This is a genomic window from Corynebacterium canis (genome assembly GCF_030408595.1).
Classification (GTDB): Bacteria; Actinomycetota; Actinomycetes; order Mycobacteriales; family Mycobacteriaceae; genus Corynebacterium; species Corynebacterium canis.
The window spans coordinates 2,757,746-2,777,819 of sequence record NZ_CP047080.1 but is presented as its reverse complement, the minus strand read 5'-3'; the positions used below and the strand labels follow the sequence as shown (position 1 = coordinate 2,777,819).

The window sequence follows — 20,074 nt, the reverse complement described above, 5'->3', positions numbered from 1 at the left end:
CTGGACGGACAGATATTTGGTTGTGCACCGCCTAATTTACCGGAAAATGTGACGTGAGAAAACCCCCAACAGGCCGCGTACGCAGCGTCGATGGGGTTTTGCGGGCTATTCGGCGTCGTGGCGGGCGTGGCTGACCATATCGTCCCATTCGACAATCTTTTTGCGTTCGCGGCCTTCCGCCTCGCCCAAGCCGCGCTCGGCGGCATCCAACTTATGCCAACCCTGCCACGTGGTGTAGGCAATGTTCTTCGACTTCAGGAATTCGATCACCGCGTCCTCGTCCGGCTGCGGCGCGGGCTCCAGCACGCCGGCGGCCCAGTCGCCCAGCAGGATATCGGTGGTTTCCTTCGCATCGGACTTGGTGTTGCCGATCAAGCCCACAGGCCCGCGCTTAATCCAGCCGGTGGTGTACAAGCCCGGAATAGCGGTGCCGGTTTCGGGGTCGATGACGTGCCCGCCGTCGTTAGGGATTACGGCGCGCTCGCTATCGAACGGCACGTCAGTCACGGCGTCGGAACGATAACCCACGGCGCGGTACACGGCCTCCACGGGCCACACGGTGAACTTGCCCGTGCCGCGAACATTACCGGTGCCGTCGAGCTCCGTGCGCTCCGTCTTCAGGCCCACCACCTTGCCGTCCTCGCCGAGGATCTCCACGGGGGTTTCAAAGAAGTGGATAAACAGCTTGTGCGGCGCGCCCTTGGGATCGCGCATGGCGTATTGCTCGAGGATATTGCACACCAAATCCTGGGTCTTCGAGGAGCGGCGGGCGGCCTCGGAAGCTTCGTCGTAATCGATGTCCTCCGGGTTCACCACCACCTCGATGGTCGGCGAATGGTCCAGCTCCTTCAACTCCAACGGGGTGAATTTCGCCTGCGCCGGGCCGCGGCGTCCAAACACATGGATCTCCTCGGCGCGGTTCTTTTTCAGCGTGTCATACACATTGTCCGGGATCTCGGTGACGTGCAGCTCATCGCCGGTCTTAGCCAGGATGCGGGCGACGTCCAAGGCCACGTTGCCCACGCCCACAACCGCAACCTTGTTTGCGTCCAGATTCCAGGAACGCTCGAACTCCGGGTTGCCGTCGTAGAAGCCTACGAATTCGCCGGCGCCGTAGGAACCCTCAAGGTCCGCGCCGGGGATATCCAGGTCGCGGTCCCCGGTGGCACCTGTGGAGAAAATGATGGCGTCGTAGAATTCGCGCAGCTCATCGACGGTAACCTCGGAGCCAACATCGACGTTTCCCAAGAGCCGCAGATCCGGCTTATCCAAAACCTTGTGCAGCGAATTGACAATGCCTTTGATGCGCGGATGGTCGGGAGCCACGCCGTAGCGGATCAATCCGAAGGGGGCTGGCATCCGCTCATAAAGGTCGATGGTGCAGGGGGTTTCGGACTTCATGAGCAGGTCAGAGGCGTAAATTCCAGCGGGGCCGGCCCCAACAATGGCTACGCGCAGCGGTCGAGACATAAGATAGGCATCCTTGAAGTTGTTCGAGGTTTTGTTCTTCCTCCTTACCATACGCTGTCGCGCGTCCTCACTTTTGCTCGAGGTTAGGTCAAGATCACTATGGGGAAACCCTGCGTAACGGGGGTATCTAGCACTCATTTTTTACTGAGCAAAGTAGCGTAGGTGGTACCCTACAGATAGTAGTGAGCTTGGGCTCTAGGCGCTGTTCAGTGGGAATTCTTGCAAGAAACACAGTTACGTCCACTGCCAGCGCTTTTGATGGTTATGTTGAGGAGGTACAAAGGGTGACGCGTTCGGTGTTGAAACCCGTAATGGATTTCTTGCGGCAGCACGGTTCGACGTTCGGCTTTCTTGTGAGCTTGTTGGTCACCTTGATCACGGGTGCGCCCGACGGGCAGGCGGTAGGCGAGCAAGCCGCAACTTCGCAGAATACCCAAAACATTAATTTGACCTTGTCGGAGGCCAACACCATGGCCACCGCTATTAGAAACCAAATGCCAGCTAATTTTGGCACCCTTATGGTCGACGATGAGTACGAGCACGTCGCGGCGGCAAATGCCCGTGCGTCCGAGATCCTGCAAGGGGCCCCCACCGCACCGGCGGAGGGGCAAAAGGAAGTCGCATATGTGTATGACTTGGGCGCGCAGCTCAACGCCCAGGCCGTGGCCTCAAAGTTCCTCAACGACGAGGCCTTCCACGCGTTTTCTGAAACCAGCACGCGCTACTGCATGGGGTATGCGTATAGCCCACAGCAGCTTGTGGTGGTGGTACGTTTCACGGAGTGATAGCGCTGCGTGGTCGCGGCGTCGATAATCTCAAAATGCCTGTCTTACGTTGAGCGGTAAGGCAGGCATTTTCTTTGAGTGTGTGCGAACCGCAACTTTACCACGTGTGCTCCGCTACACTTATGGGGCGAATCACACGTAACCCGCTGTGACAGCGAATTCACACTGCGAAGGAAAGGACCTTTGGTGACACATTCCGCACCCTCCATCCTGTTAACGGCGCTTGGTCGTGGCTTAGATACAGCAGCCGCCCAAGCTTTCGGTTTGCCGGTCCGACCCCTCGTCCGCGGTAATGCCGACATCGCCGACGTGGTTGCCGACGCCGCGCCGGAACCCGTCGTATATATAGGCACAGGTAACCTCAACTTCGACGCCCAATGTGGTGCCGCACTCGGGGTACCCTTAGCAATCTTGAGCGAACCGGGGGTCGCGGCTGACCTTACTCTCCGCGAGGCCGAATCTTTGGGTGCAGTGGTGGCGGGGATCGCCGCGGATCCGGAAGAATTAGCACGTGTGAGCGCCGGCGTCACCGCGACCCAGGTCATGAGCGCCGTTGTGTTCGAACATTGGTTGCTGGAGCGGGCGCGGCAGACGCGGGCGCATATCGTGCTGCCGGAGGGCGATGACGATCGTATCCTGCAGGCCGCGGACCAGCTGTTGGCCAAGAACGTGTGTGAGCTCACCATTTTGGGCGAGCCGGAGCGGGTGCTGGCGCGCGCCGAGGAGCTTGGCTTGGACCTTTCCGCCGCGCACCTTTCGAACCCACTTACGGATCCGCGCGCGGAGGAGTTCGCACAAGATTTTGCGGAGCTGCGGAAGTCCAAGGGGGTGACGTTGGAGGAGGCGCGGGAGACCATGAAGGATATTTCCTATTACGCCACCATGATGATTCATAAGGGGCTTGCAGACGGCATGGTTTCCGGTGCCGCCCACACCACGGCGCACACGATTAAGCCGAGCTTCCAGATTATTAAGACGCAGCCGGGGACCTCCGTGGTTTCTTCCATCTTCCTTATGGTGATGCGGGGCCGCCTGTGGGCCTTCGGCGACTGCGCCGTAAACCCCAATCCGACCGCCGAACAGCTTGGCGAAATCGCCGTGGTCTCTGCATGCACAGCTGCGCAATTTGGCATCGACCCGCGGGTGGCCATCCTCAGCTATTCCACCGGCACATCCGGAACCGGGCCCGACGTTGATCGCGCCGCCGCCGCCGTTGCAGCCGCACGCAAGCTCGACCCCGAGGTGCTTGTCGACGGCCCCTTGCAGTTCGACGCTGCGTGCGACCCAGGCGTGGCCGCCAAGAAGCTGCCGGAATCTGAAGTGGCCGGGCGTGCGAACGTGTTTATCTTCCCGGATTTGGAGGCCGGCAATATCGGCTATAAGACCGCGCAGCGTACCGGCCATGCGTTGGCCGTTGGCCCGATCCTGCAGGGTTTGAACAAGCCTGTGAATGACCTGTCCCGCGGCGCCACCGTGCCGGACATTGTGAACACCGTTGCGATTACGGCGATCCAGGCTGGGGGTAAGTAAATGTCTGCACTCGTGTTGGTGCTGAACTCCGGCTCCTCCTCTATTAAGTTCCAGCTGGTAGACCCGAAGAAGCACGCCAAGGACGAGCCCTTCGCCTCCGGCCTTGTGGAACAGATCGGCGAACCGAACGGCCGCGTTACCCTGAAGTACGAGGGCGAAAAATACTTTACGGAGGCGCCGATCCTGGATCACTCCGTGGGCCTCGCAATGGCGTTCGATCTGATGACGGCGCACGGGTGCGGCCCCTCCGATGTGGAGATCGTGGCCGTCGGCCACCGCGTGGTGCACGGCGGCATCCTGTTTTCCCAGCCGGAGCTGATCACGGACGAGATCATGAATATGGTCCGCGACCTGATCCCGCTCGCCCCGCTGCACAATCCCGCCAATATCGATGGCATCGAGGTGGCGCGCGCGATCCTGCCGGACGTCCCGCACGTAGCTGTGTTCGATACCGGTTTCTTCCATTCCATGCCGCCGGCAGCCGCGCTCTACGCCATTAACGCCGAGGTGGCCGTGAACCACGGCGTGCGCCGCTACGGTTTCCACGGCACCAGCCACGAGTATGTGTCCCAGCATGTTCCCGCGATGTTGGATATGCCCGCCGAGGCGGTGAACCAGATCACCCTGCACCTGGGCAATGGCGCTTCCGCCGCCGCGATTCGGGGCGGCAAGGCCGTGGATACCTCGATGGGCATGACCCCGCTCGCGGGCCTAGTCATGGGCACCCGTTCCGGCGATATCGACCCCGGCATCGTGTTTCACCTGCACCGTAGCGCCGGGATGAGCATCGATGAAATCGACGAATTGCTGAACCGCAAGTCCGGCGTCAAGGGCATTTCCGGCGTCAACGATTTCCGCGAGCTCGCACGCCTGATCGAAGAGGAGAATCAGGACGCGTGGCTGGCGTACAACGTGTACATTCACCAATTGCGCCGCTATATTGGCTCCTACATGATTGCTTTGGGGCGCGTCAACGCCATTACCTTCACCGCCGGCGTGGGCGAGAACGCGGCGAACGTGCGTGCCGACGCCCTGGCTGGCCTCGAGGGCTTCGGCATCAAGATCGACCCACAACGCAACGCCCTTCCTAATGATGGCGCGCGCGAAATCTCCACCGATGATTCCCAGGTGAAGGTATTTGTGATTCCCACCAACGAGGAATTGGCCATCGCCCGCAAGGCGATGAAGATCGCCACCCAATAAGGGGAGTGATCGAACGCTCTAGAACCAGGTGGTGGGGCGCACGGTGTTGGCCATGTCAACCAGGGCGTACCGGTGCCGGGGGAAGGGCGAGGATCGGGCCTGCAGCCGGAGGCTTTCCGAGATCCCCGTGCGCAATCCGCGCTGGGTAAAGGGCACATCGAAGAGATCGCCGGTCGCCGCGGCGCAATCGAGGTCTGCGGCCCGCAACCAGTTCAGCGCGGCGTTCATGACCGCGATCTTGATCTGCAGGAATCGCGGCTCGTTGGTGGGGATTTCCTCCAACCGGCGCGCCGCGCGGCGGATCCGGGATTCGGTGAGTTTTTCCGGGGGCCCAGAAACCAGGTGCAAGATGGTGGTCAATTTGGCCATGCGCTGGTGGCGCGACGGCTGCGGCACGCTATCCAATGCGGCCACCGCCTGCTCTACCTGCCCTTCCGCCATCAGCATGCGGGTAAGCCCGAAGGCGGAGGAAATGGTCGTGGGATTCGTCGCCCACACGAGGTTATACAGCCGCATGGCGTGAAAGCGCAGGGCGGCGGGTTCCCGGGTGAGGTGCGACCAGGTGGAATCCACGCAATTCAAGTGCGGCGTGTCATCGGAGGTGTCGGAGAGGAGCTGCGCGGCCTTGATGGTCGCGGCGTCGAGAAGCGGCGTTTGGTCCAGCCCAGCCTGTTGCAGCAGCAATTCATCGACCACGGCGAGCGCAAGCTTAGGGGCGGGCTCACCGGGAAGGATATTGAGCACATTATTAAAATGCTCCTGGGCGGCCTCGTAATCGTCCAAAAGCAGGTCGGTGATGCCCGAGTACCACTGGTGCCGCCAATCGCTGCTCAGCCGATCGAGCGTGCTCAACATCGCGCGCGCCTCAGAAGTCAACCCCAGGTCCAACAGCGCGCGCACCATGCCCAGGGGGATTTCCGTGCTGGTCGGGTATTCCTCCATGGCCTGGCGGATGGTTTCCAACGCTTCGTGCGGCTCCGCATAGGAATAGCCGCTGAGCATATGCGCGCCCGGGTCGGTGGTATCCAGCAGCGGCACTGGGAGCGCGGCAACGATTTCGGGCGGGGTGATGCGGACGGTGCGGGCGATGCCGTCGATAAGCTGGTCCGTGCGGAACACCGTGTGCTTGGTGCCAAAGGTGGTACGTTGTGGGGAAAACAGCGAGTATTGCGCCGGGAATTGCCGGCCATCGCGCACGGCCAGGATTTCCCGCAGCACCCCGTATAGCTGGGTTTTGAGCTCCCGCACGTTGCGGAATCGCTTCGCCGGATCCGGGTCCGTCGCCCGCACCAGCAGCCGGTACAAGCTCAGGTAGCGGCGGAATAACGGTTCGTCGCTGGGCGAGGGGATCCCCGGGGCAAACGCGCCGTCTTCCAGCGGCAGATCGCAGATCAGCGAGGCCAAGGTCCGCCCCACCGTGTAAATGTCCGAAGCCACCGACGGCCCCACCTGCGCCACCTCCGGCGCTTGGAAGCCCTTGGTGCCGTAAATATATCCGAAGGAAGCGATGCCCGATACCGCGCCGAGGTCGATGAGCTTCACCTGGTCTTCGGTGATAATAATGTTGTCCGGCTTTAGGTCGTTGTACACCACCCCGCGGGAGTGGAGGTATTCCAGCGCCGGCAGAATCTCCAGCACATAGCCGATGGCGATGTCCGGGCTGATCACCCCGTCGCGGCGGCGGTTGCGCAGGGACGGCCCTGGGGCGTATTCCATAACGATGAGGTCGCCCCTGGGATCATCGATAAAGTTAAAGATTTTAATAATCCCGGGGTGCGTAATATCCGCCAAGAATTCCCGCTCGGCGTCGGCCACGGCGCGGTCGTGCGCGGCCAAGGATTGGGCGAGCCCTTTCAATACGACGACGCGCCCGGACACGTTGCGGTCGTTCGCCAGGTAGATCCAGCCTAGGCCCCCGTGCGCCAGCACGCCGAGGACTTCGTATTGCCCGGCCACGACGTCGCCGCGCTGCAATAACGGCGGATCGAATTCGTCACCAGGTTCGATCAAGGCGCTCGCCGGATTGGTGGGTTCCACGAACGGCAGGTGCACCATGCCATCCGCCACCGCTCGCTGCGTGCGGTTTTTGCCGCGCCGCTCGCGGAAGGTGGTGAGGGCTTCCTTGCGGGCGCGGGTGGAGGAGTCTACAGGGATGCCTACTGTGACCTCATGGTCATCGTCTTCATCGTCGGCGAATGGGTCGAACGGGACCGCTTCGGTGCACGCCGCGCTGGTCGGCTCGGTGCGCGCTTCGCTGGTGAGTTCGGTGCGGGGTTCAGCCATCATTCCTCCCGGTAATTCGTGGGCGGCGGCCCTGGCGTGGTTTGATACGGCTCCAACCACTGGCGGTACATTTTCCACCACGTGTTATCGCGTTGTATACGTTCAATCGTGAAATTGACTTGCCGTATTAGCCCCAACGTGTCGTGCCTGGTCCCAGGCTTGGCCACGGCCACGCCGTAGGTTTCCTCCCGGAGTACTTCATCGAGGATGCGCGTGTAGGGGTCTTGGGCGGCGATGCCGGAGAGGATGGCATCGTCGGAGATTACCGCCACCGCCTGGTTTTGTTGGAGGGCAACGAGGCAGTCCGACCAGTTCCGCACCTTGAGGATGCGGCTTTCAGGTGCTTCTCGACGCGCCGTGTCTAATCCCGTGGACTGATCCGTTACGCACACCGTTTTCCCGGCCAAGTCCTTGGAGGAGTGCACTTCCGCATGGACAAGCGTCAGGATGCGTGTTTGGGCCGTGAAGTACGGGGTGGAAAACGCCACCTGGTCCTGCCGCGTCCGGGTAATGGTCATGGATTGCACCACGATATCCACCTGCCCGGATTCCAGCGCGCGGATTCGGTCGGTGGAATCCACGAACCGAAACTCCACGCGATTCGGATCGCCGAAGATATCTTGCGCTATTTCTTTTGCGAGTTCCACCTCGAAACCGCGCAGCTCGCCGGTGCTGGGGTCGCGGAAACTCAGCAGGTATTGGGATTGATCCACGCCGACGATAATGCGGCCGCGCGCGAGGATCTGCGGGACGCGTTCCTCGGGGGTGCGGTGATCCGGGCGGAAGGATCCCAGGAATTCCCGCGACATCGGCCGGTATGCCTGCCCGGGCTCCTCGATGACCGCCCCCGGCGGTAGCGGCAGCGGTGCCAGGGCCACCCAGGTTCGCTCCACTTGTGGGGGATCGTTGGCGGTGCACGCGGCAAGGAGTGCGACGCACCATAACACGCTGAACAAACGTTTCACAGGTACTCCTGGAAGCGAGGCCGGATTCCGATCCAGACTGCGAAGACGGAAAACAGTGAAAGTAACAATACCGGGGTGGCCACCAAGCGGGTAGCGGAAAGGCCCTCATTGATATAAGACCGCAACGAGGTGCGGGCCTTGCCCATGAGCGCGGCGAGGTCCTGGTCGAGGGCGTCGAAAGACGAGGTATTGCCCGAGATGTGTGCGACGGCGGCGGAATAATCGCCGGTATCCTGCGCCTGCAGCAGGGACCGGTGGTGCGTGGTCCAGGATTCCACATTGCTGCGCGCCGTCAACAGGGTTTGCTTATCCGCGGTGGTCTCGTTGAGAGAACTATGTTCGAAAAGATCGAGGGCCTCATTGATGCGCTTGGTGGCTTGCGCAAAGGTGGTGTCCGAGGTGTTTACGTTCTGGCGGCGGATCAGGGAAAGGGTTTCCTCCGTGCGGGCCTTCTGCGCCTGGATGCGCGCATTGGTCAGCGAAAACAGCGGGGCGGAGGCCTCCTGGTAGGCGGCCGAGCCCGCGCTCCAGTTCATGAAATTGGCCGCCCCCACCCAGCCGGTGGCGATCACCATGAGAACCGTGGCCACCACGAAGCCGGCGTTGAGGCGGCGGCGGGTCACCCGGAATAGCCACCATTGCGCCACCACGAGCAGGATCACGGCCGCGACAAGCCCCGAAATGGGGATCCACTGTATCTTGGTCAGGTGCGCCTGTTGCGTGGTCATCTCGTCGGAGGTGATGGCGTAAAGGTTGGCGGCGGTGGGCAGGATCTGTTCCCGCATCAGCGCCGAGGCCTCGGCCATATAGGCCGCGCCCACCGGATTACCCACGCGGTTATTAGCCCGCGCGGTTTCCACCAAACCGGTGTACACAGGAAGCTGTTGCTGCACTTCCAAAATCAGGGGTGAGGTTTCCTCGTTTTGCTGGGCGGCTGCCTCCGCAAGGGAGATACTGGCCAACCGGATCGCTTCCGAATATCGGTCGCGGGTGGAGGGGTCTTCTACACCCGCTTGGACGAAGCCGGTGGTGGCGGTGGTATCCGCAATTGAGAGCGAAGAGTAAATATTATGCGAAGCGTAGGACATAGGTTCGGTAGTGGTGATGAGTGTGTCCAACGCTTGCTGCCGGTCGTCCGAGGACAAAGACATGGAATAACCTGCGGCGAAGATAGCTATACTCACTAGGGTTGTTACCGCCGCAAGCTTGCCGGGTGAGGTGGAGAGGAAGTCGAGACTATCCAGCCAGCCGCGCACGATTGCGAAAGCGCGCTGACGTTTGGAGGGCTCTTGTGAACCCACCGCATCCAGCCAATGATCCTGAGTGACGGGGGTGCTCATTGCTTCAGAATACCCGCCACGGGCACTAGGCTGGTTTCTCATGGACTCCGCAACGCTGTATCTGGTAACTGATGCTCGGCGCCATGTGCATGGAAACAACCCTCGCGGACTCGTAGAACTCGCTGAGAGTGTGTGCGCCGCCGGCGTAGACATTATTCAGCTGCGCGATAAAAACTCCCCCGGGGTGGCGGAATTCGGGGCCATGGAGGCCGCGCAGGAACTGGAATTTCTTGCAGCATTGCGGGAAGTATGCGGCCGCTACGGGGTCCGCATGGCCGTGAACGATCGCGCCGATATCGCCTACGCGGCCAAGGCGGATGTGTTTCACGTGGGGCAACAAGACCTCCCCCCGGATATCGCACGGGAAATCCTCGGGCCGGACGTGCGCATCGGCAGATCGTGCCACAGCGCCGCCGATGTGGATGCCGCCCTGGCGGACCCGAACGTGGACTATTTTTGCACCGGCCCCGTGTGGGCCACCCCCACCAAGCCGGGGCGCGCCGCGGTAGGGCTGGAGCTGGTGCGGTACGCGGCGCAGCGGACGGGTGGGCGTCGAGAAGCGGAAGGGGAGTCCGGCAAGCCGTGGTTTGCTATCGGCGGCATCGACTTAGGGAGTGTCGGTACCACCATCGCCGCAGGTGCCCGGCGTATTGTTGTTGTTCGGGCAATTACTGAAGCTTCTAATCCAGCCGCTGCGGCCCAGGAACTTCAAACTGCAATCAATCAATGTACTAAGGAGGGGCAGTGAACGTAAGTGTCATCGGCGGTTCCATCGTCGGCTTGGCTTGTGCATACCGTCTAGCGAGCGCTGGATGTGACGTAACTATGTACGCTCCCGAGATGCCAGGTACCGACGGCGCAGGTTGGGTCGCTGGTGGCATGCTCGGCGCGTATACCGAGGCGTGGCCGGGGGAGCAGGACATGCTCTTCCTGGGCGTCGCTGCCCTGGATAGTTGGCTGCACATGGGGGCCGAACTGGGTGGCGATATGTTTACCGGTGAAGGCACGCTGATCACCGCCGTAGATGAAGCGGACGCGGCGGAGATTGCCACCATTAGGGAATTCGTTGCCGGCTACTACCCGGATGCGCTGCGCACGGTCACCCGCCGCGAGCTGCGCGTGATTGAGCCGAGCCTGCGCCGGGGTTTGCGCGGCGGCATTGTGTGCGACGATGAATGCGCCGTGGATAATCGAATCGCCATGACGTCGCTGGCGCGTGGCTGCCATGAGCTCGGCGTGAAATGGGTTCGCACCGTTGTCGAAGACGTGAACGAAGTGCCCGGCGAGCGCGTGGTCGTGGCCGCCGGCGCGGGCTCCGAAAAGTTGATCGGATTGCCCATCCGCGAGGTGAAGGGTGAGGTATTGCGCCTGCGCCGGCGTTCGTCCTCCCAGGAGCCGCCCCGCCGCACTATTCGCGCACGTGTGCACGGCCGTCCCGTGTATCTGGTGCCGCGCGATTGGGGGCTTGCCGTGGGCGCCACCGAATACGAACAGGGGCACGATTTAGAGCCCACCGCTGGGGGTGTTCGACAATTGCTTGACGACGCCGCGCTGATCTTCCCCGGCATCGACGATTACGCGTTCGACGAGGTAATTGCTGGTTTGCGTCCCTATTCTCCCGACAATAAGCCGTATATCGGTGCCGTGGATGACCGCATTATTGCCGCCTGCGGCCATGGCCGAAACGGTATTCTATTGTCGGCGCTTACGGCGGATGCGGTGCTCGCTGAAATCGCTGGAGACCCCCTCCCGATCATGCGCCTGACGGACCCGCACCGCTTTGAGAAAGTGGAACAATGATGGATGTTGAACTCAACGGTGAGCGGCGAGCGGTGGGAGAGGCCACCAGCGTTCGCGAACTGGTGGTTGAACTAGTGGGCCAGGAGCGAGGTGTAGCTGTAGCCCTCGATGGAACCGTCTTCCCCCGCGACCGGTGGGACGAATCTCTCGGCGAATTGACCCCGCGCGCGATCGACGTATTGACGGCGGTGCAAGGTGGATAACCTGGTTATCGCTGGCGAGGAGTTTTCCTCCCGCCTTATTATGGGCACCGGCGGTGCGGCCAACCAGCACATTTTGCGTGAGGCCTTGGTGGCTTCCGGCACCGAAATGACCACCGTGGCCATGCGTCGCGTGGATGCGAAAACGGGCACGGGGATGGTTCGGCTGCTGGAGGAGCTGGGTATCCGCGCCCTTCCGAATACCGCAGGTTGCCACACCGCCGCCGAGGCCGTGCTCACCGCACAGTTGGCGCGCGAGGCATTGCACACCAATTGGATCAAATTGGAGGTGATCGCCGACGACCGCACGCTGCTGCCGGATGGCATTGAGCTTCTCGACGCCGCGGAACAGCTCGTGGACGACGGCTTTGTGGTGCTGCCCTACACCACCGACGACCCGATTCTGGCCCGCCAATTGGAGGAGGCCGGGTGTGCCGCGGTGATGCCCCTGGCGGCGCCGATCGGGACCGGGCTGGGGATCCAGAATCCGCATAACCTTTCGATGATTACGGCGGCCGCAAAGGTTCCCGTGATCTGCGATGCCGGCATTGGCACGGCTTCCGACGCCGCCCTGGCAATGGAACTCGGCTGCTCCGGCGTATTGCTGGCCACGGCCGTGACCCGCGCCGATAATCCGGTGCAAATGGCCACCGCTATGAAGCATGGGGTGATCGCCGGGCGGGAAGCATATTTGGCGGGTCGGATTCCGAAACGTTTTTGGGGTCGTGCTAGTTCCCCCAAACGCGACCAATGATGGATGATGTGCCACACTAGTGTGCATGATCGAAGTCAAAGGGCTGACTAAGCGGTACGGCCGAGTGACAGCCGTTGACAACCTGAGTTTTGCGGTAAAGCCAGGGATTGTCACCGGTTTTCTCGGGCCGAACGGCGCAGGTAAGTCCACTACAATGCGCATGATTCTCGGGCTGGATCGTCCCACCGCAGGGATGGCTCTGGTCAACGGGAAACGGTATCGCAGTTTGCGCAACCCATTGCGTGAGGTTGGGTCGCTACTAGATGCGAAAGCGGTGCACCCCAACCGCACCGCAGTCAACCACCTGCGCTGGGTCGCGGCGTCGAACGGAATACCGAAGCGCAGGGCGGATGAGGTGCTCGGCATCGTGGGCCTAAGCGACGTGGCCAATAAAAAAGCCGGTAAGTTTTCGCTGGGCATGGGGCAACGCCTCGGGTTGGCCACCGCGCTGCTCGGGGACCCCGGCGTATTGCTTCTCGACGAACCGGTCAACGGCCTCGACCCCGAAGGCATACGGTGGGTGCGTAATTTCCTGAAAGGGCTCGCGGCGGAGGGGCGAACCGTGATGGTGAGTTCCCACATGCTTTCAGAAATGGCGCTGACCGCGGATCACCTGATCGTGATCGGACGCGGGCAACTCGTGGCGGATTCTTCGACTTACGAATTTATCAAGCATTCCTCCCAACGATCCGTGGTGGTGCGCACCCCGCACGTGCTGGAATTCGCGGGGGTATTGGAAGAGGAAGGCGTGGAATTCACGCAGGAAGAAGACGAGGAAGGCCGGTTGGTATATGTGATTCAAGATCAAACCACCGATTTCGTGGGAAACCTTGCGTATTCTACGCAAATCAATGTGCTTGAGCTGACCGAGCGTAAAGCATCCCTCGAAGACGCCTTTATGGCAATGACGGGGCATGCCGTGGAATATCAGGCAAAGGAGCAGCTGCGGTGAATCCGTTCTACACAATACGATCTGAATGGATCAAACTCAGCACCACGAAAGCGCTGCTTTGGACCACCCTGTTCTTTGTGGTTGTGGGTGCCGGGATTCCGCTGCTTTTGGGGTGGAATGCCGGAATGCCCGATGTCGGATACATTGACATCAATATGCTGCCGCAGGGCATTTACTACTTTGGCTTTTTGTCCGTGATCGTGCAGGCGATCATGGTGGTGACCACCGAATACCGCCACAATTGCGTCGGGGTCACATTTACCGCCACGCCGCAGCGGATCTTGGTGTTGGTGTGCAAATGGTTCCTGTACACGGTGATAGCCACCGCAATGACCTTTGTAACGCTGATCGGCGGCATCTACGGCGCGAAGATCTTGGCGGGCAGCGAGGTAAGCAAGCAGGTAGACGTGTGGAACAACGAATACCTGCTCCGCATGCTCTGGGCGTATCCGCTGGTGGCGTTGCTGATGGTCACCTTCTCCATGGGCATAGCCATGCTGGTGCGCCAAACCGCCGGCGCGGTGGCGATCATGCTTTCGTGGTTCCTCGGCCTGGAAACCTTTGTGTACTTCCTGCCTAAATACGGGCCGCAGATCTCCAATCACGGGCCGTTTAGCAACCTGCAGGCCTTTCTTACCCAGGGCAACCTTACCCACACCAAGTGGGAATACACCGGATCCTTGTATTACTTCATTGCGTGGTGTGTCGGGTTGTTTATCCTTGGCATGCTTTCCATCAGATTCCGCGATGTTTAGCTTTCCATCGTGATGCAGGTGACTGAACCCGTCGCATCGAAACTCACCTTAAGCACGCAATCCGTGTATTGCTTGCCCACCGTGAAATCGATGATGGCGGGTTCTTCCGCAGCCGCGGACAGCCACACGCAATCGGGGAACAAGTGGCGCGCAAGTTGTTCGGGCGTGGCGGTGGCGGGGGCGTCGATAAGCGTCGTTGCGAGGTGATGGTGGATATAGACGCCCGCCCAGTCCTCGTCCTCCGCAAAGCCCGCCGTGATCGCCTGCCGGGCCGCCCGCACGCGCTCCTCCAAGGCCGATAGGAAGGCCGTCAGCGCCGCAATCACGGCATGGTCGAGCTCGCCTGTTTCTTCGAAATCGGCGCGGACCGTGAGGGGGCGACCCGCAATGATTGTGGTGGCTTCATAAAACCCGCCTGGTGCGATTGAGCCAAAGAGCGGCAGGTGAAAAGAGGACATCGAGTGCCTTTCCGAAAACGCATGACGTACTTACCGTGTATGGATGAGTGTACTGCGTCGGTGGGCAACTCGAGCATAGATGCGAGGCCGTTAGGCGGCGTGCGCGAGCTCGTAGAACGCGTCCTTGAGCTGTGCCCAGCTTCCGCGCAGGCTGAACAGATCGGCTGGCAACATTTCAATTTCGGCGCGGGCAAGGGTGAGGCGTTCCGCTTCGGTGAGGGAAGAGATATTCATGACGGAGAAGTCACCACCTTCGGATTGTTGGGTAGATACCCATTATTGGTCAATTCGGCCCACTATACAAGAGCTGCCAGCCTTATGAAAAGCGAACGCGCCGTCAATCACTGACGGCGCGAAAGGTACGGCGGGGTACTAACCCTCGTTCATAATGCGACGGATCACACTAAAAACATTCCGCCAACCACCCTCAAGCTTGGACAAATCGTCCGGCAACGCTTGCATTTGCTGGTGGCGCTGCTCGCGGCGTCGTAACGCAATCTCTGCGCGGATCGCCTTGAGCTCCTCCTCCGCCTCGGCGAGCATGCGTTCTAACTCGTCGAGTCCGGCGGCGTGGATACGTTCTTGCTCTTCGTCTTTCATCGGGGGCCCGTCTACGTCAGCTGAGTATGGATCAAAATGGCCAACGCAGGGATAGCGAGGAACACGGTGACGATCCATGCGAGGGCGAGAGGTTTATGTTCAGTAGCCACTTTAGCCAAGAATTCCGCGCACACCAGCGGAACCGGGCGCAGGAACGGCAGCACGTAAATAATGAACACGCCGTACACGTTAAACAGGAAGTGCACCAGGGCGATCTGCAATGCCAGCTCCGCGCCCTGGCCCGTCACGGCCATCGCGGCGATCAAGGCGGTAATCGTGGTACCAATATTCGCGCCCAAGGTCAGCGGGTAAATCTGCTTGGTGGTCAGCGCGCCCGAACCGGCGAACGGAACCATCACCGAAGTGGTTACGGAGGAAGACTGCACTACGGCCGTCACGCCCGCGCCGGCAGCCAGCGCAGTAACGGGGTGTCCGCCCACGGACTTTTCCAGGATCTCCTTGGCGCGGCCGACCATAAGGATCTGCAGGATCTTGCCCAGCCAGTGGACGGTAAGGAAGATCGCGGCGATGCCCAGGGTAATGGTGAGCGCGGCGGAAATAACGCCGCCATCGATGGCGCCGAGCAGGCCATTCATGCCGATCAGATCGACCACAGGTTTGGTGAGCATGCCGATTACGTCCGCGTCGCCAGGCTCCGGCAGGACGGTGCCGTACATCTGGTGCGCGAGCCAGCCGGCGGAACGCTGGATCGGCTGGAAAAGAAGTTCGAGAGGCATGAGGATGGCCACGGCGGTGAGGTTGAAGAAATCGTGCACCGTGGAGGCCGCGAAGGCGCGGCGGAACTCGGCCTTATTGCCGATGTGACCGAGCGACGCCAGCGTGTTGGTCACGGAGGTGCCGATATTCGCGCCCATGATCATTGGGACGGCGACCTCCACCGGCAGCGCGCCCGCGCCGACGGCGGTGACCACCAGCGTGGTGGTGGTGGAAGAGGACTGGATGATTGCCGTGGCCAGGATGCCGACGAACAGGCCGATAAACGGGTTCGTAGCAAAATCGAACAGGCTCTGGGCAGTGTCTTTGCCCAGGCCTTTGAAGCCATCGCCGATCACGCCGATGGCGACGATCAGCAGGTACAGGGTGGCGAGGGTACCAAGCCACAAGAGCCAATGGGGAAGCGCGGCGCGTTGGGGGGCCTTTTTGGCCACCCCAGCGGTGGTCTTCTTGTCGGCGGTGGTGGTGTTCTGCGTCACGATGGACAGCCTCCGAGAGTAGGTAGAACGAGCAAGCGTACGTTTCCTACTCAACACACCGTGAGCTACGAACAGGCCTACGGGAGGTAAACACTAGGTGAACATTCCCGTAAGCCTTGGTGATCTATAGGTTGGATCCGGCTATTTCGTGGTGAGCGGAAGGTATACCCGATCGCCCCCGGCCTGGAATTCCGCGGATTTCTCCCGCATGCCGGCCTCGATCGCGGCGACCGTATCCAAACCATTGGCCGCCGCGTAATCCCGCACGTCCTGCGAAATGCGCATCGAACAGAACTTCGGACCGCACATAGAGCAGAAGTGCGCGGTTTTCGCCGGCTCGGCGGGCAGGGTTTCGTCGTGGAACTCCAACGCCGTGTCCGGATCCAACGCCAGTGCGAATTGGTCGTGCCACCGGAACTCGAAGCGGGCCTTGGACAGCTCATCGTCGCGTTCCTGCGCCCGCGGGTGCCCCTTGCCCAAATCGGCGGCGTGGGCGGCGATCTTATAGGTGATCACGCCGGTTTTCACATCGTCGCGATTCGGCAGGCCAAGGTGCTCCTTCGGCGTGACGTAGCACAGCATGGCCGTGCCCGCCTGGCCGATAATTGCGGCACCGATGGCGGAAGTGATGTGGTCATAGCCCGGAGCGATATCCGTGGCCAGCGGGCCCAGGGTGTAAAAGGGCGCGTCGTGGCACCACTTTTCCTCCCACTCCACATTCACCGCAATCTTGTGCATGGGAACGTGGCCGGGCCCTTCGATCATGACTTGACAGCCCCGGGAGCGGGCAATGAGCGTGAGTTCGCCAAGGGTTTCGAGCTCGGCGAGTTGCGCGGCGTCGTTGGCGTCCGCGATCGAGCCGGGGCGCAGGCCGTCGCCAAGCGAAAACGTCACGTCGTACTTCGCCAGGATGTCGCACAGCTCCACGAAATTGGTGTACAGGAACGACTCCTGATGGCGGTGCAAGCACCACGCCGCCATAATCGAACCGCCGCGGGACACAATGCCCGTCACGCGGTTCGCGGCGAGCGGCACATAACGCAGCAGCACGCCCGCGTGCACGGTCATGTAATCGACACCTTGTTCGCACTGCTCGATAATGGTGTCGCGGTAAATTTCCCAGGTCAGCTTGGTGGGATCACCGTTGACCTTTTCCAGCGCTTGGTAGATCGGCACGGTGCCCACCGGCACCGGCGAGTTGCGCAAAATCCACTCGCGGGTTTCGTGGATATCGTTGCCGGTGGAAAGGTCCATGATGGTATCCGCGCCCCAGCGGGTCGCCCACACCATCTTTTCCACCTCCTCGGCGATGGAGGAAGTCACGGCCGAATTACCCATGTTCGCATTGATCTTTACGGCGAATTTCCGCCCGATGATCATAGGTTCGATCTCCGGGTGATTGTGGTTCGCGCAGATCACGGCGCGGCCGGCGGCAACCTCAGCGCGCACCTCCTCCGGGGTGAACCCCTCGCGCTCCGCACAAAACACCATTTCCGGGGTGATTACGCCCGCGCGCGCCCACGCCAGCTGCGTTTGCACGCGCAACTCCGGGTGCTCTTCCGAGGCCGGAACCGGGGCGTGGCGCGGCCAGGTATCGCGAACCTTTTCGAGGCCCGCCGCTAGGTCCAGCTCCGGATTCTCGTGGGTGTAAATCCCAGACGTGTCGTACACATCAAACGTTGTGTCGTTTGTGAGTTCGATGCGGCGGGCGGGGATTTGCAGGGTGACGCCCTGGAATTCCACGGGCCTGTACACCTTGTGGCTGCGGTAGATCGGCCCCGTGGTTACCTCCCCCGCTGCTGGTGGCGCGCTCTTGCGTTTCTTGGCTTGGACACGTTGATTCATCAAAACTCCTCCCTACGTCGGCATGACCCGGACAGGTTCGAAAACGGTCGGCGCTCCTGATTAGCGCCCTCTCAGCGTGGTTGGATCGGCCACGCTCCCGCGGACACAGTGCATCCTACTGTAGTGAAAATTGCACCCGTTCATGTCACTTTCCGGCACGAGTTTCCACACTTTAGGGTGTAATGCGCCATGATCGAACACGTGAGGACTGATGTGAAACAACGTTTGAACCCGACGCTGCTATCCGCGTTGGCGCTGCTCGCGGCGGGCGGTCCGTTTGCCATTGATATGTACCTGCCGACCCTGCCGAACATCGCCGCCGACCTGCACACCTCGCCCGCAGCCGTGCAGCTTACCCTGAGCGGATTTATGTTCGGTATGGCATTGGGGCAGGTGGGCAGCGGGCCGATATCGGACGCGTGGGGGCGCCGCGGCCTTTTGATCGGAGGGGCGGTGCTCGCGGCCATCGCCTCATTGGCCTGCGCTTTTGCGCCCAATATCGGGGTGCTGATCGCCGCGCGCGTGATCCTGGGCCTGGGCTCGGGGGCCTGCGTGGTGCTTGCGCGTACCACGATCGCGGACCTTGCCACCGGTGCCGCAGCGGCGAAAGCGTTTTCGGTCATGATGACCATTCAGGGCCTCGCGCCGGTGGTTGCCCCGGTTGTCGGCGGTTTGCTCGCCCAACCCCTCGGGTGGCGAGGACTCTTCGTGGTGCTCGCCGTGATCGCGCTATTGCAGCTGGTAGTGGCCGTAACCATCGTGCGCGAAAGCCATCCACCGGAGCGTCGCACCGCCGCCAGCGTGGGTGCGTTTTTCGGTGGCATTGGCTACGTCCTGCGCAATCGACGCTTCCGCGGCTACACCGTCGCCTACGCCCTTGGATTCGGCGGTTTGTTCTCCTATATTTCGGCTTCGCCCTTCGTATTTCAGCAGCAATTGGGGGTAACCGAAGTGGGGTTCTCCGTGCTGTTTGCGCTCAATTCGCTCGGCATCATGCTCGGCAGCGCGATTAACGCACGTTTGGTCGATCGCTGCGATCCCCATGTGCTTGTGCGCAACGCAATGTGGGTGATGTTCGCGTGCGGCATCGGCGTGCTTATCGACGCCCTGTTCGGCCCGCACCTCTACGTCACCGCACCGTTGCTGTTTATTGCGCTCGCCAATCTTGGACCGGTTTTGGGCAATGCGACGGCCTTGGGCACGGGCGTAGTGCGGGAACGCGCAGGCGCGGGCTCTGCCATGATGGGTTTTGCACAGTTCATCATGGCAGGCTGCGTGAGCGCCCTGATGGGCGCAGGGGACAACCCGGCGCTGGCCATGGGGATTGGGTTATCCGCATGCCTAGCGGGCGGGCTGATCGGGCTGGGGAGCGCTCGAAAGGGTTAACTATTGATCTCGGAGGCGAGGTCGTGCGCGGCGGTTTGCAGATACTCAAAGGTTTCCGCGTAGCCGCGCAAGGCCTGCACGTCCTCCGGTCTCATACGTTCGACGATGGCACCGACAATCTCGGCCCATTGATCGAAGATGCGGGAGATGCACTCTAGGCCCTCATCGGTGAGGAATAGCTGCTGGCAGCGGCGATCTGTGGTGCTGTCGGCTCTCCGGATAAAGCCTTGCTTGGTGAGCAATCGTACTGTCGAGCTTACGTTCGGCGTGCGGAGCTGCCGCACGCGCGCGATTTCGCTGATGCTACAGCCGGGGAATCGTTTGACGTAGTACAGGATCTCAACCTCGGATTGGGTGAGGTCCATGTCACTGTTTGGCCTTTCGGCCAATCTACGTAACGATGCGACCGTGCCATAGAGTGACCGTGCCAAATCTTGCAAGTGGGCTTCATTGAGTGGTGGTCGCTCGACCATAAGTGGGCTCCTACGGGACGCAATATAACGATATTATTAACTTTATTGCTCAGGTTTTTGC

Annotated in this window: 20 protein-coding genes; 10 read left to right on the top strand and 10 right to left on the bottom strand. The window is 61.2% G+C overall.

Annotated elements, in window-relative coordinates; genetic code table 11:
- Positions 1-105: 105 nt before the first annotated feature.
- Complete coding sequence (locus CCANI_RS12345) at positions 106-1,470, bottom strand: FAD-dependent oxidoreductase (protein WP_146324596.1); 1,365 nt, start codon at positions 1,468-1,470, stop codon at positions 106-108.
- A gap of 284 nt (positions 1,471-1,754) precedes the next feature.
- Between CCANI_RS12345 and CCANI_RS12340 the strand changes: the two genes are divergently transcribed.
- The 3 genes from CCANI_RS12340 (at position 1,755) to CCANI_RS12330 (ending at position 4,988) form a co-directional block, all read left to right on the top strand.
- Positions 1,755-2,255, top strand: coding sequence for a hypothetical protein (locus CCANI_RS12340; protein WP_146324597.1), 501 nt, complete (start codon positions 1,755-1,757; stop codon positions 2,253-2,255).
- Between the two features lie 186 nt (positions 2,256-2,441).
- Positions 2,442-3,785, top strand: a complete 1,344-nt coding sequence (gene pta / locus CCANI_RS12335) for a phosphate acetyltransferase (protein ID WP_425457343.1) — start codon at positions 2,442-2,444, stop codon at positions 3,783-3,785.
- Positions 3,786-4,988 (top strand): acetate kinase, encoded by a 1,203-nt coding sequence (locus CCANI_RS12330; protein ID WP_146324598.1) that lies wholly within the window; start codon positions 3,786-3,788, stop codon positions 4,986-4,988.
- Between the two features lie 18 nt (positions 4,989-5,006).
- On the opposite strand, the gene CCANI_RS12325 is transcribed toward CCANI_RS12330, so the two are convergent.
- The 3 genes from CCANI_RS12325 to CCANI_RS12315 are packed head-to-tail and all read right to left on the bottom strand — an operon-like array spanning position 5,007 to position 9,576.
- Positions 5,007-7,274 carry a serine/threonine protein kinase gene (locus tag CCANI_RS12325; RefSeq protein ID WP_146324599.1) on the bottom strand — a complete coding sequence of 756 codons (2,268 nt, stop codon included), beginning with the start codon at positions 7,272-7,274 and terminating at the stop codon, positions 5,007-5,009.
- Positions 7,271-8,236: a glutamate ABC transporter substrate-binding protein gene (locus tag CCANI_RS12320; protein WP_246118232.1), complete on the bottom strand. Its 966-nt coding sequence runs from the start codon at positions 8,234-8,236 to the stop codon at positions 7,271-7,273. Before CCANI_RS12320 ends, CCANI_RS12325 begins: the two co-directional genes overlap by 4 nt.
- Positions 8,233-9,576, bottom strand: coding sequence for a GlnX family signal transduction membrane protein (locus tag CCANI_RS12315; RefSeq protein WP_146324600.1), 1,344 nt, complete (start codon positions 9,574-9,576; stop codon positions 8,233-8,235). Before CCANI_RS12315 ends, CCANI_RS12320 begins: the two co-directional genes overlap by 4 nt.
- 40 nt (positions 9,577-9,616) lie before the next feature.
- Between CCANI_RS12315 and thiE the strand changes: the two genes are divergently transcribed.
- The 6 genes from thiE to CCANI_RS12285 are packed head-to-tail and all read left to right on the top strand — an operon-like array spanning position 9,617 to position 14,037.
- Positions 9,617-10,324, top strand: a complete 708-nt coding sequence (gene thiE / locus CCANI_RS12310; protein WP_146324601.1) for a thiamine phosphate synthase — start codon at positions 9,617-9,619, stop codon at positions 10,322-10,324.
- A complete protein-coding gene (gene thiO, locus CCANI_RS12305; RefSeq protein ID WP_146324602.1) occupies positions 10,321-11,376 on the top strand; it encodes a glycine oxidase ThiO in 1,056 nt (351 codons plus the stop codon). Before thiE ends, thiO begins: the two co-directional genes overlap by 4 nt.
- Positions 11,373-11,579, top strand: coding sequence for a sulfur carrier protein ThiS (gene thiS, locus CCANI_RS12300; RefSeq protein ID WP_342779839.1), 207 nt, complete (start codon positions 11,373-11,375; stop codon positions 11,577-11,579). Before thiO ends, thiS begins: the two co-directional genes overlap by 4 nt.
- A complete protein-coding gene (locus CCANI_RS12295; protein WP_146324603.1) occupies positions 11,572-12,330 on the top strand; it encodes a thiazole synthase in 759 nt (252 codons plus the stop codon). The genes thiS and CCANI_RS12295 overlap by 8 nt, the downstream gene beginning before the upstream one ends.
- Positions 12,331-12,355: 25 nt before the next feature.
- Positions 12,356-13,282 carry an ABC transporter ATP-binding protein gene (locus CCANI_RS12290; RefSeq protein WP_146324604.1) on the top strand — a complete coding sequence of 309 codons (927 nt, stop codon included), beginning with the start codon at positions 12,356-12,358 and terminating at the stop codon, positions 13,280-13,282.
- Complete coding sequence (locus CCANI_RS12285) at positions 13,279-14,037, top strand: multidrug ABC transporter permease (protein WP_146324605.1); 759 nt, start codon at positions 13,279-13,281, stop codon at positions 14,035-14,037. Before CCANI_RS12290 ends, CCANI_RS12285 begins: the two co-directional genes overlap by 4 nt.
- Here the strand turns inward: CCANI_RS12285 and CCANI_RS12280 are convergent.
- The 5 genes from CCANI_RS12280 to thiC all read right to left on the bottom strand — a co-directional run bounded on the left by CCANI_RS12280 (position 14,034) and on the right by thiC (position 18,154).
- The gene (locus tag CCANI_RS12280) at positions 14,034-14,495 is read right to left on the bottom strand and encodes a DUF2004 domain-containing protein (RefSeq protein ID WP_146324606.1); all 462 of its coding nucleotides are present in this window, start codon (positions 14,493-14,495) and stop codon (positions 14,034-14,036) included. The two genes, CCANI_RS12285 and CCANI_RS12280, sit on opposite strands and share 4 nt — an antisense overlap.
- 90 nt (positions 14,496-14,585) lie before the next feature.
- Positions 14,586-14,729: a hypothetical protein gene (locus tag CCANI_RS12275; RefSeq protein WP_186750278.1), complete on the bottom strand. Its 144-nt coding sequence runs from the start codon at positions 14,727-14,729 to the stop codon at positions 14,586-14,588.
- Between the two features lie 138 nt (positions 14,730-14,867).
- Entirely contained in the window at positions 14,868-15,095 is a 228-nt protein-coding gene (locus tag CCANI_RS12270; RefSeq protein ID WP_146324607.1) for a hypothetical protein, read from the bottom strand.
- An 11-nt stretch (positions 15,096-15,106) separates the two neighbouring features.
- Positions 15,107-16,309, bottom strand: a complete 1,203-nt coding sequence (locus CCANI_RS12265) for a Na/Pi symporter (protein ID WP_222432949.1) — start codon at positions 16,307-16,309, stop codon at positions 15,107-15,109.
- A 141-nt stretch (positions 16,310-16,450) separates the two neighbouring features.
- The gene (gene thiC, locus CCANI_RS12260; protein ID WP_146324608.1) at positions 16,451-18,154 is read right to left on the bottom strand and encodes a phosphomethylpyrimidine synthase ThiC; all 1,704 of its coding nucleotides are present in this window, start codon (positions 18,152-18,154) and stop codon (positions 16,451-16,453) included.
- A gap of 201 nt (positions 18,155-18,355) precedes the next feature.
- On the opposite strand from thiC, the gene CCANI_RS12255 reads away from it, so the two are divergent.
- Positions 18,356-19,540, top strand: coding sequence for a multidrug effflux MFS transporter (locus tag CCANI_RS12255; protein WP_290211321.1), 1,185 nt, complete (start codon positions 18,356-18,358; stop codon positions 19,538-19,540).
- Here the strand turns inward: CCANI_RS12255 and CCANI_RS12250 are convergent.
- On the bottom strand, positions 19,537-19,905 hold the full coding sequence (locus CCANI_RS12250; protein WP_186750280.1) for a MarR family winged helix-turn-helix transcriptional regulator: 369 nt from the start codon (positions 19,903-19,905) through the stop codon (positions 19,537-19,539). The genes CCANI_RS12255 and CCANI_RS12250 overlap by 4 nt on opposite strands.
- Positions 19,906-20,074 lie beyond the last annotated feature (169 nt).